This is a genomic window from Nonomuraea ferruginea, assembly GCF_039540635.1.
GTDB lineage: Bacteria > Actinomycetota > Actinomycetes > Streptosporangiales > Streptosporangiaceae > Nonomuraea > Nonomuraea ferruginea.
This window is the reverse complement of the sequence record NZ_BAABFD010000011.1, coordinates 288,637-303,352: the sequence shown is the minus strand read 5'-3', so window position 1 is coordinate 303,352 and position 14,716 is coordinate 288,637. Positions and strand designations below refer to the sequence as shown.

At 72.7% G+C, this 14,716-nt stretch carries 17 protein-coding genes and 1 tRNA gene; 13 read left to right on the top strand and 5 right to left on the bottom strand.

Translation table 11 applies throughout. The features are described 5' to 3' along the window. Positions 1 to 104 precede the first annotated feature (104 nt). The 10 genes from ABD999_RS22300 to ABD999_RS22255 all read left to right on the top strand — a co-directional run bounded on the left by ABD999_RS22300 (position 105) and on the right by ABD999_RS22255 (position 6,689). Positions 105 to 1,175 carry a Gfo/Idh/MocA family protein gene (locus ABD999_RS22300; RefSeq protein ID WP_271277636.1) on the top strand — a complete coding sequence of 357 codons (1,071 nt, stop codon included), beginning with the start codon at positions 105 to 107 and terminating at the stop codon, positions 1,173 to 1,175. Positions 1,176 to 1,216: 41 nt separating this feature from the next. Then, a complete protein-coding gene (locus ABD999_RS22295) occupies positions 1,217 to 1,954 on the top strand; it encodes a ThuA domain-containing protein (protein WP_271277637.1) in 738 nt (245 codons plus the stop codon). A 186-nt stretch (positions 1,955 to 2,140) separates the two neighbouring features. After that, positions 2,141 to 2,893 carry a hypothetical protein gene (locus ABD999_RS22290; RefSeq protein ID WP_271277638.1) on the top strand — a complete coding sequence of 251 codons (753 nt, stop codon included), beginning with the start codon at positions 2,141 to 2,143 and terminating at the stop codon, positions 2,891 to 2,893. Next, on the top strand, positions 2,894 to 3,403 hold the full coding sequence (locus ABD999_RS22285) for a hypothetical protein (RefSeq protein WP_219543823.1): 510 nt from the start codon (positions 2,894 to 2,896) through the stop codon (positions 3,401 to 3,403). Continuing rightward, positions 3,400 to 3,921, top strand: a complete 522-nt coding sequence (locus ABD999_RS22280) for a hypothetical protein (protein WP_271277639.1) — start codon at positions 3,400 to 3,402, stop codon at positions 3,919 to 3,921. The genes ABD999_RS22285 and ABD999_RS22280 overlap by 4 nt, the downstream gene beginning before the upstream one ends. Then, positions 3,922 to 4,104 (top strand): hypothetical protein, encoded by a 183-nt coding sequence (locus ABD999_RS22275; protein WP_148029663.1) that lies wholly within the window; start codon positions 3,922 to 3,924, stop codon positions 4,102 to 4,104. A gap of 87 nt (positions 4,105 to 4,191) precedes the next feature. Beyond that, positions 4,192 to 4,665 carry a hypothetical protein gene (locus ABD999_RS22270; RefSeq protein ID WP_271277640.1) on the top strand — a complete coding sequence of 158 codons (474 nt, stop codon included), beginning with the start codon at positions 4,192 to 4,194 and terminating at the stop codon, positions 4,663 to 4,665. Further along, positions 4,662 to 5,042: a MauE/DoxX family redox-associated membrane protein gene (locus ABD999_RS22265; protein ID WP_271277641.1), complete on the top strand. Its 381-nt coding sequence runs from the start codon at positions 4,662 to 4,664 to the stop codon at positions 5,040 to 5,042. The genes ABD999_RS22270 and ABD999_RS22265 overlap by 4 nt, the downstream gene beginning before the upstream one ends. Before the next feature lie 88 nt (positions 5,043 to 5,130). Then, positions 5,131 to 5,634, top strand: coding sequence for a SigE family RNA polymerase sigma factor (locus tag ABD999_RS22260; RefSeq protein ID WP_148029660.1), 504 nt, complete (start codon positions 5,131 to 5,133; stop codon positions 5,632 to 5,634). Continuing rightward, positions 5,631 to 6,689: a TolB-like translocation protein gene (locus tag ABD999_RS22255; RefSeq protein ID WP_271277642.1), complete on the top strand. Its 1,059-nt coding sequence runs from the start codon at positions 5,631 to 5,633 to the stop codon at positions 6,687 to 6,689. Before ABD999_RS22260 ends, ABD999_RS22255 begins: the two co-directional genes overlap by 4 nt. 8 nt (positions 6,690 to 6,697) lie before the next feature. On the opposite strand, the gene ABD999_RS22250 is transcribed toward ABD999_RS22255, so the two are convergent. The 3 genes from ABD999_RS22250 to selA form a co-directional block, all read right to left on the bottom strand. Beyond that, positions 6,698 to 6,791 (bottom strand) — tRNA-Sec (locus ABD999_RS22250). A gap of 10 nt (positions 6,792 to 6,801) precedes the next feature. Next, positions 6,802 to 9,153 (bottom strand): SelB domain-containing protein, encoded by a 2,352-nt coding sequence (locus tag ABD999_RS22245; RefSeq protein WP_345482862.1) that lies wholly within the window; start codon positions 9,151 to 9,153, stop codon positions 6,802 to 6,804. Continuing rightward, on the bottom strand, positions 9,144 to 10,445 hold the full coding sequence (gene selA, locus ABD999_RS22240; RefSeq protein ID WP_271277644.1) for an L-seryl-tRNA(Sec) selenium transferase: 1,302 nt from the start codon (positions 10,443 to 10,445) through the stop codon (positions 9,144 to 9,146). Before selA ends, ABD999_RS22245 begins: the two co-directional genes overlap by 10 nt. 47 nt (positions 10,446 to 10,492) lie before the next feature. Here selA and selD point away from each other — a divergent pair, with 47 nt between their 5' ends. Then, positions 10,493 to 11,470, top strand: coding sequence for a selenide, water dikinase SelD (selD, locus tag ABD999_RS22235; protein WP_271277645.1), 978 nt, complete (start codon positions 10,493 to 10,495; stop codon positions 11,468 to 11,470). Positions 11,471 to 11,575: 105 nt separating this feature from the next. Further along, positions 11,576 to 12,349: a neutral zinc metallopeptidase gene (locus ABD999_RS22230; protein WP_271277646.1), complete on the top strand. Its 774-nt coding sequence runs from the start codon at positions 11,576 to 11,578 to the stop codon at positions 12,347 to 12,349. A 6-nt stretch (positions 12,350 to 12,355) separates the two neighbouring features. On the opposite strand, the gene ABD999_RS22225 is transcribed toward ABD999_RS22230, so the two are convergent. Then, entirely contained in the window at positions 12,356 to 13,165 is an 810-nt protein-coding gene (locus tag ABD999_RS22225; protein WP_271277647.1) for a TrmH family RNA methyltransferase, read from the bottom strand. Continuing rightward, a complete protein-coding gene (locus tag ABD999_RS22220) occupies positions 13,158 to 13,940 on the bottom strand; it encodes a DUF4184 family protein (RefSeq protein WP_271277648.1) in 783 nt (260 codons plus the stop codon). Before ABD999_RS22220 ends, ABD999_RS22225 begins: the two co-directional genes overlap by 8 nt. Positions 13,941 to 14,108: 168 nt before the next feature. Between ABD999_RS22220 and ABD999_RS22215 the strand changes: the two genes are divergently transcribed. Then, positions 14,109 to 14,714 carry a cation diffusion facilitator family transporter gene (locus ABD999_RS22215; RefSeq protein WP_219543813.1) on the top strand — a complete coding sequence of 202 codons (606 nt, stop codon included), beginning with the start codon at positions 14,109 to 14,111 and terminating at the stop codon, positions 14,712 to 14,714. Positions 14,715 to 14,716: the final 2 nt, after the last annotated feature.

Genomic DNA, 14,716 nt, shown 5'->3' with positions numbered 1-14,716 from the left:
CGGCAGGTTTTCAGCTCATTACACATGATTGACCTTTGTTGTGCGGTACGCGTAGTTTCGGTGATCGAAGTGCCAGATCCGCGAGCCTGCGAGGGAGACGTGTGATGGGGACCACGGGCGTGGCGATCGTCGGATGCGGCAACATCGCCCAGAGATACGCCGCCGACCTGGCCTCCTACCCCGAGATCGAGCTCCGCGGCGTGCAGGACGTCGACCCCGCGCGGGCCGGGACCCTCGCCGCCGCGCACGGCGTCCGCGCGTACGCGACGATGGACGAGCTGCTGGCCGACCCCGGCGTCGACATCGTGGTCAACCTGACCGCGCACAAGGCCCACTACGAGGTCATCCGCCGCGCCCTGGAGGCGGGCCGGCACGTGCACAGCGAGAAGCCGCTCGCGCTGCGCTACGAGGAGGCGGCCGAGCTGGTGACGCTGGCCGGCGAGCGCGGGCTGCGGCTCGGCGGCGCGCCCGCCACGTTCCTCGGCGAGTCCCAGCAGACGGCGCTCAAGCTGCTGCGCGAGGAGGCGATCGGCCGCGTCCGGCTGGTCTACGCGGAGGTGAACTGGGGCCGGATCGAGGTGTGGCACCCGGAGCCGGTCGGCTTCTACGAGGTGGGGGCGCTGTTCGACGTGGGCGTCTACCCGCTCACGATCGCCACGGCCGCGCTCGGCCCGGCCCGCCGGGTGACCGCGTTCGCCTCCACCCTGCACCCCCAGCGGACCCGCCTCGACGGCCTCCCCTTCACCCTCACCACTCCCGATTACGTGGTGGCCAACATCGAGTTCGAGGGCGGCGTGCTGCTCCGGCTGACCTGCGACTTCTACGTCGACCAGCGCAACACCCACCAGAAGGGCATGGAGTTCCACGGCGACGGCGGATCGCTGCTGCTGCGCGGCTGGCACGACTTCGACGCGCCGCTGGAGATCGCCGCCTTCCGCGAGGAGCCCCGGCCGGTGAAGCCGCTGCGGGAGCCGTACGCGGGCGTCGAATGGGGCCGGGCCGTGCGCGACCTCGCCGCCGCGATCCGCGAGCGGCGGCCGCACCGCGCCACCGGTCAGCAGGCCGCGCACGTGGTGGAGATCCTCTGCGCCGCGCGCGCCTCGTACGAGAAGGGCGGGACTGTCGAGCTGGTCAGCTCGTTCGAACCGCCCGCGCCGATGAGCTGGGCCGAATGACGGGTAGGCCCTCCCCGTAGGCGGCGCACGAGGGGGACACGATGCCGATCAAGGGGCCGATCAAGGTCACGGTGTGGGGCGAGAACCGTCACGAGCAGCGCGAGGAGGAGGTGCGGCGGCGCTACCCCGACGGGATGCACGGGGCGATCGCGGCGGGGCTGACCGAGCACCTGGGCTCCCGGGTCCGCGTCCGCACCGCCGTCCTGGACGACCCCGAGCACGGGCTGTCGGACAAGGAGCTCGCCGAGACCGACGTGCTGACCTGGTGGGGGCACATGGCCCACGAGGACGTGGCCGACGAGGTGGTCGAGCGGGTGCGGTCGCGGGTGCTCGGCGGCATGGGGCTGCTGGTGCTCCACTCCGGCCACTACTCGAAGCTCTTCCGCTCCCTGATGGGCACCACGTGCAGCCTCAACTGGCGCGACGCCGGAGAGCGCGAGCTGGTGTGGACCGTGGCCCCGGGCCATCCGATCGCCGAGGGGGTGCCGCGGCCGATCGTCATCGGCGAGCACGAGACGTACGGCGAGCCGTTCGGTGTGCCCGAGCCTGACGAGCTGGTGTTCATCAGCTCGTTCGGCGGCGGCGAGGCGTTCCGCAGCGGCTGCTGCTACCGGCGAGGGCTGGGCCGGATCTTCTACTTCAGCCCCGGCGACCAGAACTACCCCGTCTACCACCATCCCGACGTGCGCCGCGTGCTGGCCAACGCCGTGCTGTGGGCGGCCCCGCCGGCGGGAGTCGGCGAGCCGCTGGACAACGCGCACACGCCGGTCCGGTGGTAGGCGTGCTTACCGGACTTTCCACCGCCGGTCAGGAAAGAGAAAAACGCCGCTAGACCGTTCCAGTAAAAAGCGGTAAAGCCCATGATCAGCGACTTTACCGGTGAGTTGATCAGCCTCTTGACGGGCTGAATCCGATCATGAAAAGCTCTGGTCGCGCGCAGTATCGGCACTCGTCAAGGGGTCGGCATGACTTATTTATCCCGCGTCCGCGCCATCGACAATTCCATTATTCAACTAGAAGTCGAGGACAACGACAAAGAACTGCTGCACGTCTGGTGCGGCCATGTGCGTTACAACCCGAAATACGGGAGCCGCGACACGACGGCCGATGTCTGGGCCCTCGAACTCGCGCCCCTGACCTCGCTCGGCTCGGCCGTGCAGGCGGTCGGCGGCAAGGAGCGTGAGCGCCTGTCCGTGGCGGGCGGCGAGCTCGTCGTCCACGACTGCAAGGATCCCCAGGACGCCCGCTGGGCCGCCTGGCTCGGCCCCTGGCACATGGTGCACGGCATGTTCTACGCCCCGGAATGGGAGACGAAGGACATCATCGACACCTTCGCCCGGGTCGCGTGGACCGACACCCCCGAAGGCATGACCGCCGACGCCGGGCAGCGCTTCCAGCTGTCCATGGCCATGTACACGCAGACCATCGCCGGGGTCGGGTCGCTGCTCGTCGAGCCCAAGCAGACCAGCTCCAAGCGGATCCCGGCCTGGCGCGGCTACGAGACGAGCGCGGGCGAGATCTGGCGGGACGACGACGAGTCCAACACCCACGCGCAGCCTCTGATCATGGTCACCGACACCGCCGTGGTCACCCTGTCCCCGTGGGACGCCCCGCGGCAGGACCGGCCCGGCGTCTCCGTGCGTTCCCTGGGCGTGGCGGCCGAGGACGCCGCCGCCACCTTCCTCACGAAGATCAAGCGCCTCGAGTGGACCGCGTAGGTGGAGCCCACCACCGCCGCGATCATCGTCCTCGCCGTCCTGGTCGGGCTGCTCTTCGCGGCCGGGGCGGGTCTCTACCGCCGGGTCCGCGAGCTGGAGCTGGCCACCTACGAGGGCGTCGGCGTCCGCTTCACCTCCGGGCAGCACGAGCAGGCACGCTCGGCCATCACCAGGCCGGACGGCACGACGCTGGTCGTGAAGATCAACAGACAGTGCTCCATCTGCGACGACGTCCTCGTCGCCGTGGCCAAACTGGCTCCCGAACTCCCTGAGGACCACTCCTTCGCGGTGGTGTCCGACGACCCGGGCTTCGGCAAGAGCCTCCCCGAGACGGTACGGGTGATCAAGGACCCCGAGATGTGGCGGTCGATCACCGTCCCGTACGCACCCGCCCTCCTCGTCGTCGGCCCTGACGGGCTGGTCGTGTTCTCGACCCCGGTCGGGTCCGGCGAGGCGCTGGTGGACGTCGTGGAACGAGCGTTGGAGAAACGAAGGGAAGCACAGCCGTGACCATCTCGGACGAGAGAAGTTCGATCCTCGACCAGATTCCGAGCGCGAACCGGGAGCCCGTGGACGCGGTCCCGTCCCGGGTCGCCGCGACCAAGCCGCGTCCGAGCCGCCGGGGCGTGTTCGGCCTCGCCCTCGGCGTGGCGACGGCGGCCGGGCTCGGCGCCCTCGACCTGCTGCCCGGCTCCCGCCCGCGCAGCGCCGCCGCCGCCGTCTACAAGACCGTCTGGGACACCTGCAAGGGATTCATCAACGCGTCGTCGGTGTGCGTGCCGTCCTCGGCCTACTACGGCTCCGACAACTGCACGGGCTCCTGGCACCGCGACGACGGCTACTCGGGCACCTGCGTCAGCATCAACTACACCTCGTACGCCGACTCGTGCGCCGGCCGCAACGCCTGGCGCTGGACCGGCGGCAGCACGACCAGCAAGCGGCGCAAGTGCTCCGACGGCTACCGCTACGTGGTGGCCTGCGGCGCCAGCGGCTCCGGCCAGTTCTCGATCTGCAGGACCACGATCTGAGTGAGTGACAACACGTCGGCCTCCCTCCGCCTGCTCTGGCCCGGCTTCGGGCTCATCGCGGCGGGGGAGGCGGCCGTGCTCGCGGCCCTGACCTCGGCAGGGGCGCTCGGTGCGGGCACGACCGGCTTCGTCTGGCTGGTCGCCGCCCTGGTCGCCGGGTTCTCGCTGTCGGGCTCCGTTTGAAGCCTCAACAGCGCCTGGGTGCTGTCCTCGTCGGTCCGGCGGGGCTCTGACGTCTCGGGGTTCGTCCTCGGTCTTTTCTTGGGTGCGATGGGCACCGCGTTCGCCTTCGTGGTGGTCGGCTCGCTCCTGCGCGTGCCGTTCCCGCCCGCCGTGGCGCGGGTGGTGGTCGTCGTCGCGGCGATCGTCCTGCTGCTGCAGGAGATCGGCGTGCTCCGGTTCCCGATCCTGCAGAACGCGCGGCTCGTCCCGCAGTTCGTCACCAGGATCCCGTTCTGGGGCTCGGTGCAGTTCGGCATGGAGATGGGCACGGGCATGCGCACGTACTCGCCTACGGCGCTGCCGCACATCATGGCGATCTCCATCGTGTTCCTCGCCTCCTGGCAGCAGGCGCTCCTGGCCGGCGCCGGGTTCGCGCTCGGCAGGGCCGTGATGCTGCTGACGTTCGTGGCCGCGCGCAGCAAGAACAGCGCGGACAAGGCCTTCTCCTTCGAGCTGCCGAGGCTCCGGCCGCTGTTCGTGGTCCTGGTGATCCCGATGCTGGCCCTGATGGTGATCGCGTGATCGTCGTCCGGTACGCGCTGGGGCTGGTGCTCGTCCTGGCCGTCGCGGGCAAGCTGCGGGATCCGCGCGGCTTCCGCGACAGCCTCGGCGCGTTCGGGCTGCGGGGCGCGGTGGGCACGGCCGCCGCGGGCGCGGTCGTGGCCGTGGAGGCGGGCACGGCCGCGTTGCTGTTCTCCCCCGCCCCTGGCCTGGTGGCGGGGGTGGCGGCGACGGTGCTGGGGGCCGGCTTCACCGCGGCGCAGACGTACCTGGTCGCCGCGGGCGGGCCGGCGGCCTGCCAGTGCTTCGGCGTCCGCGAGCCGGTGTCCTGGCGCACCTGGGCCAGGGCCGCGGCGGTGCTGGCCCTGGGCCTGCTGCTGCTCGCCGTCCCGGCCTGACTGGCACGATCTCGCGAACGGCCTCAACCTCCGGCGGGGTGCGGAGAGTCCTCTCCTATGACGCCGCAGGACTGAAGGGCTGGGCCGATTGATCGACACCGAGGGTTTCCGCGACTTCGTGGCCGCGCGTGGCCACGCCCTGTCCAGGACGGCGTTCCTGCTCACCGGCGACCACGGCCAGGCGGAGGACCTGCTGCAGGAGACGCTGGTCAAGGCCGCCACCCGGTGGCGCAGGGTCTCCGCCGCGGCCGATCCCGAGGCGTACGTGCGCACGATGATGCTCAACCAGCTGCGCACCTGGCGCCGCCCTCGTCGGCTCACCATCGTCCCGACCGCCGACCTGCCGGACTCCGGGCCGCACCACGACCAGTCCACGCAGGCCGACCTGAAGATCATGTTAGGGCGCGCGCTCGGCGTGCTCACGGCCAAGCAGCGGATCGTGCTCTACCTGCGGTTCTACGAGGACCTCCCGGAGTCGGCGGTCGCCGCGCAGCTGGGCTGCTCGGTCGGGACGGTCAAGCGGCACGCGCACGACGCGCTCAACCGCCTGCGCCGGGTGGCGCCGCGACTGCTGGAGAGGGTGTGCCCATGAACCTCCGCGACACGTACCACCGGCTAGGAGCCGACGCGCGCGACTACGCGGACGCGGACCTCGCCCTGCGCGTCCTGCGCCGCCGCAGGACCGTACGGGCCGTGACCGGCGCGGCGGCGGCGGCCCTGCTCGTGGCCGGAGGGTTCGGGCTGCTACAGAACCTCACCCGCTCCGCCGAGACCATCACGGCGGTGCCGGCGGTCTCCACGAGCGCGGGGTACCCGTCCCTGCCTTCGAGCGGTCCGGTGGGCCGCGGCGCGGTCGTGTACGCGCCGTGCCGGAGCTCCTGCCCCACGCTGCTCACCCTGGAGGACGGCCGGACCTACGGGCTCGGCGCGCGGACCGTGCACCCGCAGGGCAACATCACGCTGTCCCCCGACGGCCGCTGGCTGGGCCTGCCCACGCCGGACGGCTACGAGCTCAGGGACCTGCTGGGCGGCACCGCGCATCGGGTCCCCGTGCCCGGTGACGGCCGGGCCGACAGCGCCTACAGCCCGTGGGCGTGGTCGGCCGACTCCCGCAGGCTGATCCTCGGCTACCACGCGAGCGGGGACGTGCACGCGTACACCGACGTGCGTCTCGATGACGGGCGGGCGGAGCCGCTGACCCCGCCGGAGGGGTACGAGCCGGTCGGCGTGCTCCCGTCGGGCGAGCTCGTCCTCCTGGCGCTCGGGCAGGACGGCGACGGCGCGCGCGAGCGGGTGCGGCTGCGGGTGGGCGGGACGGCCCGCACGCTCTCGGCGACCGGGTCCGGGGTGCTGTCCGACGCCGACCACGGGCTGTCCGTCCAGGTCAGCGGGGAGCGGATCTTCGTGCTGGAGTACACCGGCGACAGCGTCGCCGTGCTGCGGTTCGATCCGCGCGGCACGCTCGTCGAGCGCACGCCGCTGCCGGACGGGCAGTACGCCCTCGGGCCCACGAGGGACGGGTACGCGGTCGTCCAGCCACCGGCCGACCAGCGGGGACGCCTGCGGCTGCTGACCACCGACGGGCATGTCCTGCGCGACCTGCCGGGCGAGGCGGAGCCGGCGATCCCGGGCCTGGCCCGGCACTGACTTGTTGAGCGGAGGCGGACGGGAATCGAACCCGCCGCGCCGAGATGCTCGGCGCCACCGGTTTTGAAGACCGGGAGGGCCACCAGGCACCTGGACGCCTCCGCTCGCGATCTTAGCGCTCCGGGCGGCCCGTTCCGGCGATCCGGCGCGAGCCGTCCTCGGCCCTGCGCGTCGCGCCGGTCCTGTCCAAGTGTTCGAGCAGCGGGATGACCACCCGGCGGGACGTGCCCAGCGCCTTGCGCGCGTCGGCGGCGGTGAACGGCTGGGCCAGGCCGGACAGCACGGTGAGCGCCCTTTCGGGTGCGCCCGGGGGCAGGACGACGCCGGGCGCGAGCCGTACCAGGTGTCCGGCGGCCTCCGCCGCGGCCAGATCGCGGCCGTCGAGACCGAGCTCGGCCAGCCTGGCGGCGTCGGGGGCGGCGAACGGCGCGGCGGCCCAGTCGCTGCGCAACCGCTCGACGCCGGGCGCGAGCTCCGGCGGCGCGGCGGTCAGCCGTCCCCGGGAGCGGCCGAGCGGCGTCCGCTCGGCGAGCGCGTCCACGAGCGACCGGTCGGGCAGGCCCAGCGCCTGCCTGACCTCCTCGGCCGACATCCCGGGATCGTGCGGGCTGGCCTCGGCGTGCGCGGTCACGACCTCGACCAGCCGGGCCCTGAGCGACTCCCAGTGCTCGGGATCGGCGACCCACGCGCCGGCGACGGGCTCGGCGGTCGCCGGCGCGCCCATGGCGGCCAGCTCGTCCAGCCTGGCGATCCCCCGCCGCCGCAGCTCCGCCTCTCCGTCGGGAACGCCGTCCAGGGCGGCCAGCTCCTCCGCCCGCCGCCTCGCCGCACCCCTGCGACGCAGCGCGGGCGGCCGGACGTCGAGTACGGTCACCCCCCAGACCCTGCGGCTGCCGGGATCGCGCAGCAACGCCCGATCACCGATACGCAGCGGAAGCGGCCTCTCCAACGTGACCCGCACAGTGTCCCCGCCATACGCACGATCGAGCACCGATTCCCCGCCGTACGCACGATCGAGCGTGACATGCACCGCGTCACCCCCGAACGAACGGCCCCCCGCGCCGTCGGCAAGCAGCCGATTCCCCGCGCCGAGCCCGAGGTCTCCAGGCGAGCGGTCCCGGAGGTCGCGAGCGGCCACTCCCGGCGAGTCCTGAAGGTCGCGGGCGGATGTTCCAGGCGGATGGTCCCGGAGGTCGCCAGCAGACACTCCCCGCGAATGATCCCGGAGGTCGCGAGCGGCCACTCCCGGCGGGCGATCCTGAAGGTCGCGGGCGGACGCTGCAGGCGGGTGATCCCGGAGGTCGCCAGCAGACACTCCCCGCGAATGATCCCGGAGGTCGCGAGCGACCAATCCCGGCGGATGGCCCTGAAGGTCGCGAGCGGCCACTCCCGACGGGTGATCCTGGAGGTCCCGAGCGGACACTCCCGGCGGATGACCCTGAAGGTCGCGGGCGACTCCCCCAGACGGGCGATCCCGGAGGTCGTGGGCGGCTCCTCCATACGGGTGATCCTGAACGTCGCCGACGGACGCTCCCGGCGAGTCCTGAAGGTCGCGGGCGGACGCTCCGGGTGGGTGGTTACGGACGGTTCGGGGGGAGAGGGCTGTCAGGGGGCGGATGCGGGCGGGGGTGGCCGTTGTGCCGATGTGCCAGATGGCGTGGTGGGGGACGTCGGTCGCGGGTGAGAGCCGGACGTCGGCCTGGGTGACCTCCAGCCAACGGTCCGGGGTGAGGAGGGCGTCGCCGCGGCGGGGGGTGGCCGCGCCGCGCAGGTTGACCGCGACCCGGGCCGGGCCGCGGACCTCGTCGCGGGCCGTGCCGAGGCTGTGCAGGCCGCGGACGCGGACGGGCTCGCGGCCGGCCATCAGCCGGTCGCCGGTGCGGATCGTGCCCGCGCCGAGCGTCCCGGTCACGACGGTGCCGCGGCCCTCGACGGTGAACACCCGGTCGATCCAGAGGCGGACGTCGGCGTCCGGGGACGGCTCGGGCTCGGGAAGGGCGGACAGCGCCGCTCTCAGCTCGGCCAGCCCGTCGCCGCGGACGGCGCTCACGGCGACCGCCGGGATCCCGTCGAGGCCGGTGCCGCGCAGCCGTTCCCGGCAGGCGGCCAGGACAGGACCCGGGTCCGCGAGGTCGGCGCGGGTGACCGCGAGAACCCCGGTGGTGATGCCGAGCGCGTCGACGATCCGCAGGTGCTCCTCCGACTGCACGGCCCAGCCGTCGTCGGCGGCGACCACGAACAGCACGGCCGGCGCGGGGCCGACCCCGGACAGCATGTTGCCGATGAACCGTTCGTGGCCGGGCACGTCGACGAAGGCCAGCCCGTCGGTCCAGACGAAGCCGAGGTCCAGGGTGAGGCCGCGGCGGCGTTCCTCCTCCCACCGGTCGGGCTCCATCCCGGTCAGCGCCCGGAGCAGGGTCGACTTGCCGTGGTCGACGTGCCCGGCGGTGGCGATCACGCGCATGCCGCCGCCTCCCAGGCGGCCGCCACCGCCGCCGCGAGGTCCCCGTCGTCGTCCGGGGCGACGGCGCGCAGGTCCAGCAGGTAGCGGTCCGCGGCGGCCCGGCCGACCACGGCGGGGGTCCCGGTCCGCAGCGGGCCGGCGAGCGCGAGCGGTACGGTGACGGCCACGCTGGGCAGCTCCACCCCCGGCGCGCCCCCTCCGCCGACCGCCGCCACGGTGTCCACGACGTCGGCCTTGACCCCGTCCGCGTGCAGCAGGAGCAGGAGCTCGTCCGCGCGGCGGCGCAGCGTGGGCAGGTCCGCGAGGAGCGCGGCGCGGGTCGGGTTGGCGGCGTGCGTGAGCGTGGCCTCCAGGGCGGCGAGGGTGAGCTTGTCGACGCGCAGCGCGCGGGCCAGGGGGTGGGTGCGGAGCCGTTCGACCAGGCCGGTCCGGCCGAGCAGGAGCCCGCACTGGGGGCCGCCGAGCAGCTTGTCGCCGCTGGCCGTCACCAGGTCGGCGCCCTGCTCCAGCCAGGTGGCCGCGTCCGGCTCGGCCGGCAGCGCGGGCTCCGGGCGCAGCAGCCCCGAGCCGATGTCGCCGACGACCGGGACGCCCAGCCCCGCAAGCTCGCCCACGCCGGGCGTCCCCGCGAAGCCCTCGACGCGGTAGTTGGACGGGTGGACCTTCAGCACGAACCCGGTCGCGGGGCCGATCGCCGCCCCGTAGTCGGCGACGGTGGTGCGGTTCGTGGTGCCGACCTCCCGCAGCCGGGCGCCGGTGGACTCCAGCAGCTCGGGCAGCCGGAACCCGGCGCCGATCTCGACCAGCTCGCCCCGGCTGATGACGATCTCCTTCCCGTACGCGAGCGCGGTCGCCGCGAGGACGAGGGCGGCCGCGTTGTTGTTGACGACGTGCACCGCCTCCGCCGCCGGGACGGCCTGGGCCAGGGCCGCCAGGGCGCCGCGCCCGCGCCGTCCCCTGCGTCCGGTGACCAGGTCGAGCTCCACGTCGGTGGATCCGGCCGCCACCCGCACGGCCTCCAGCGCCGGTCCGGACAGTGGCGCCCGGCCCAGGTTGGTGTGCACGACCACCCCCGTGGCGTTGATCACGCGGCGCGGCCCGGCGTCCGACAGCGACGCCAGCGCGGTCTCGGCCACCAGTTCGGGGTCGATCTCGCCATCACGTGCCCGGCGCTGCGCCGCGGTGACCGCGGCCTTCACCCGGCTCCTGCCGAAGACGGGGGTGAGCTCGGCCAGGCGGGGATCCGCCAGGACCGCGTCCGTGCGGGGAATCCGGCGCCGTTGATCGGTCATGGTCATCTGCCATACCGGAAACCCGCGATCCGCGCAATGATGTGATCATGATGAGGCTTACCCAATACGCCCAGGGCGGCGGCTGCGCGTGCAAGATCCCTCCCGGAGAGCTGGAGGACGTGCTGGCCGGCCTGGCCCGGCCGCAGGGCGCTGATCTCGTGGTCGGCCTCGACAGCGGTGACGACGCGGCGGTCGTCAGGATCGAGGGCGGGACGGCGATCGTGAGCACCGCCGACTTCTTCACACCGGTGGTGGACGACCCGTTCGACTGGGGACGGATCGCGGCGGCCAACGCGCTCTCGGACGTCTATGCCATGGGCGGGCGCCCGTTGATGGCGATCAACCTGCTGTGCTGGCCCCGCGAGACTCTCCCGTACGAGCTCGCCCGCGAGGTGCTGCGCGGGGCCGCGGAGGTCGCGGCGGACGCCGGCTGCCACGTCGCCGGAGGTCACAGCGTGGTCGACGTCGAGCCCAAGTACGGCATGGCGGTGACGGGGCTGGCTGACCCGGACCGGCTGATGCGCAACGACGCCGGGGTCGCGGGCGTGCCGCTGTCGCTCACCAAGCCGCTCGGCCTGGGCGTGCTCAACAACCGGCACAAGGCGACGGGCGAGGTGTTCCCGCACGCCGTCGCCACCATGACCGCGCTCAACGCGGCGGCGAGCCGGGCGGCGCTGGAGGCCGGGGTGCGCTGCGCCACCGACGTGACCGGGTTCGGGCTCCTGGGTCACCTGTTCAAGCTCGCCCGCGCCTCGGGGGTGACGGCGGTGGTGGACGCGGCCGCGGTGCCGATCCTGGACGACGCCCGCCGGAGCCTGCGCGAGGGGTACGTGCCGGGCGGTTCCCGCCGCAACCTGGACTGGGTCGCCGGCCACGTCGACCCGGGCGGCGCGGACGAGGAGACGATGCTCCTGCTCGCGGACGCCCAGACCTCGGGCGGCCTGCTGATCGCCGGCGAGATCCCGGGCGCCCCGGTCATCGGCGAACTGGTGCCGCGCGGCGACCACGCCATCGTCATCCGATAAGCAGGCGGGCCTTTTGGGCAGCGTTATACGCCGGAAATTCCGGAAATATCGCTTTTCACCTATTGCGGTTGCCCGAAGTCGCCTTCCCCCCTATGGTCCCGCCATGTGAAAACCCTCATGATCGCCGCGCTGGCGACCATCACCCTTCCGCTGTCCGGCACCGCGGCCGACGCCGCCATGGACCCGATCAACAGCCCCGAGCTCACCAAGAACGACCTCTACGCCACCGGGCCTCTCCCCCGTACGAAGTGCGCGGAGAAGCGCATCAGGACAGGCGACAAGAAGCAGGCCCGGGCCTATATCGACGCCGTCGTCGCCTGCCTCAACAAGACCTGGGGCGCGCACCTGACGAAGGCCGGGGTGGACTTCGGCAAGATGCGCGTCAAGCACTTCAACCGGATCCCGAAGAAGTACTGCGGCCTGGACGTGGACAAGGACGACTCGCAGGCCTGGTACTGCGAGAAGACCGAGACGCTCGCCGTCCAGGTGGGCAAGACCTGGGTCGAGGATCCGGACGACCTGTGGCTTTTCAACTACACGGCCGGCATGTACGGCTACCACGTCCAGAAGCTGACCGGCATCACCGACGCCTACAACGACGAGCCCTACGACAACAAGACGGAGCTGCGGGAGCAGTCGCGCCGCGTCAGCCTGCAGACCGACTGCCTCGGCGGGGCTTTCCTGAAGAGCGTGTGGCCGCTCAAGGGCAGGACGTCGCGTGACTATCGCGAGCTGCTGAGCCTGGTCCAGGGCGACACCGGCTCGGAGCGCTGGGTCGGGAAGACGGCCAACGTGCGTGCCTGGATCAAGCAGGGCTTCGCCACCGGTGACCCCAAGTCCTGCAACACCTGGGCGGCGTCGTCCTCCAAGGTCTCCTGACCGGCGTCACCGTCGGCCGCGCATGAGGCCGTGACAGGCGATGGCGGCGGCGGCGACCACGTTCAGCGAGTCCACGCCCGCGTCCATGGCCGCCGGGCTCATCGGGATGCAGACCGGCTCGTCCGCCTCGTGCAGCCACCGCGACGACAGGCCGTCGCCCTCGGCGCCGAGCAGCAACGCCACCCGGTCACCCAGCTTGACCTCGTCGAGCGGGGTGGCCGACTGGTCAGGGGTCAGCGCCAGGGTCTGGAAGCCGGCCGCGCGCAGCTCGTCCAGGCCGGTGTACCAGTTGTCCATCCGGGCGTACGGGATCGAGAACACCGCCCCCATCGAGACCTTCACCGCGCGCCGGTAGAGCGGATCCGCGCAGCGGGGAGACAGGATGACGCCGCCGACGCCGAGTGCGGCGGCGCAGCGGAAGACGGCGCCGACGTTGGCGTGGTCGACGATGTCCTCCAGGACGACGAGGCGGTTGGCCGACTCCATCACCGAGGCGGTGGACGGCAGCGGGAGGCGGGCCATCGAAGCGAGGGCGCCCCGGTGGACCTGGAAGCCGGCGGTGGCGGTCATGATCTCGTCGCTGACCACGTACACGGTGGCGTCGCCGAGGACGTCGGCGAGCGGCTGGAGCCAGCGGCGGGTGGTGAGGAGGGAGCGGATCGGGTAGCCCGCGCCGACGGCGCGCCTGATCACCTTCTCGCCCTCGGCCATGAACAGGCCGCGCTCGGCCTCCAGGCTCTTGCGCAGCTCGACGTCGCGCAGTCTGGTGAAGTCGGTCAGGCGGGGATCGGCGGCGTCCGTGACGTACTCAAGCACGTTCCGATACTGCCATGAGCCGTCTGACCTGCCAGACGGCCGCGTAGCAGAGAAGCACGAGGCAGAACCCCACGACGGTGCCGGCGCCGACCTTGGTGATGACGCCGGGCAGGCCGAAGACCGGGTTGGGTTCGTCCAGCCGGGGCCAGGCGAACGCGCCGGCGACGACGCCCGCCGCGCTCCAGGCCAGGACCGTCCAGCGCGTCCGCGCGGGGGTGCGCAGGTCGGCGGGCACCGGCACGGGCGCCATCCTGGACAGGCCGCGCCAGGCCCACCACACGACGATCACCAGCCCCACCGCTGACGAGGTGTACTGCAGGACCCTGAACAGCGGCAGCACGCCGAGCACCGGGGTCGCCAGCCACGCGCCCCACTCCCCCGGCCCGGTGGAGTGGGTGAAGGAGTCCCAGGCGACGTGGCTGGCCGAGCCGATCAGGCCGCCGGCCACGACGGCCGGAAAGCCGCGGGCGAGCTGCGGCCAGGCGGGGCGCAGCGTGGCGGCGCGGCCCGCCAGCGCGGGCGGGAGCAGGGCCAGGAGCGGGTCGCGGAGCAGGCCGTGGAAGAGGACCAGCAGGATGAGCATCGCCGCCAGGTCCACCGTCACCACGCCCTGCCAGGAGTGCCAGTCGCTGTAGTCGGGCAGGAACGGCAGGAAGATCGGCAGGTCGGGCACCATCGCGCCGAGCGCCAGCGCCCACGGGTCGGCGAGGCGGCGCAGGCGGGCCGACGAGATGAGGGGCAGCACGAGCGCCATGTGGCTGGGTGTGAACGGCACCGGCCCCCCTGTACGAGTCGCTCCTTGATCACGACACTACCCGCGAAGTTCGGCCGTCCCTCGCCTCCACCCTCTAGGGTCACGAGCAGTGATGAGGTCGCCACGGAACGCTGTCGGCGGCGAAAGCGGGGGTTCAAGGTGTCTGACCAGCGAGTTCATGCACATCCTGTGGCGTCGTCCGAGTGGCTGCGCGCGGCGCGGAACGCGCGGTCCCTTTCCCTGGTCACGCTCGTCTGGCTCGGCGTGGAGAGCACGCTGGGGCTGGCGGCCGGGTTCGGCGCGCACTCGGTCGCGCTGATCGGGTGGGGGCTGTCGGCCCTGGTGGAGGCGCTGGCCAGCCTGATCGTGGTGTGGCGGTTCACCGGCGAGCGCACGCTGTCGGAGACGGCCGAGCTCCGGGCGCGGCGGGCCGTGGCGGTGAGCTTCTGGCTGCTCGCCCCGTACCTGATCGTGCATGTGGGCCACGACCTGGACGCGGGCCATCGCGCGGAGGTGAGCCTGCTCGGCATCGTGGTGACGTCGGTGAGCCTGGTCAGCATGCCGGTGCTGGGCGTGCTGAAGCGGCGGCTGGGGGTGCGGCTGGCGTCCGGGGCGACCGCGGGCGAGGGCACCCAGAACATCATCTGCGGTCTGACGGCCGCGGGCGTGCTCGCCGGGCTCTGGTTCAACACCCTCGGCCTGTGGTGGGTCGATCCGATCGTGGCGCTGGTCCTCGCCGTGGTCGCGGTACGCGAAGGGATACGGGCCTGGCGTGGTCACACGTGCTGCCACTGAAC

What these genes read in the sequence shown, in the direction of transcription:
- selA (WP_271277644.1), bottom strand. Translation starts at nt 10,445, where the DNA reads ATGACCGATCAACGGCGCCGGATTCCCCGCACGGACGCGGTCCTGGCG.
- ABD999_RS22255 (WP_271277642.1), top strand. Translation starts at nt 5,631, where the DNA reads ATGAACCTCCGCGACACGTACCACCGGCTAGGAGCCGACGCGCGCGAC.
- ABD999_RS22295 (WP_271277637.1), top strand. Translation starts at nt 1,217, where the DNA reads ATGCCGATCAAGGGGCCGATCAAGGTCACGGTGTGGGGCGAGAACCGT.
- ABD999_RS22300 (WP_271277636.1), top strand. Translation starts at nt 105, where the DNA reads ATGGGGACCACGGGCGTGGCGATCGTCGGATGCGGCAACATCGCCCAG.
- ABD999_RS22270 (WP_271277640.1), top strand. Translation starts at nt 4,192, where the DNA reads ATGGGCACCGCGTTCGCCTTCGTGGTGGTCGGCTCGCTCCTGCGCGTG.
- selD (WP_271277645.1), top strand. Translation starts at nt 10,493, where the DNA reads ATGATGAGGCTTACCCAATACGCCCAGGGCGGCGGCTGCGCGTGCAAG.
- ABD999_RS22245 (WP_345482862.1), bottom strand. Translation starts at nt 9,153, where the DNA reads ATGCGCGTGATCGCCACCGCCGGGCACGTCGACCACGGCAAGTCGACC.
- ABD999_RS22290 (WP_271277638.1), top strand. Translation starts at nt 2,141, where the DNA reads ATGACTTATTTATCCCGCGTCCGCGCCATCGACAATTCCATTATTCAA.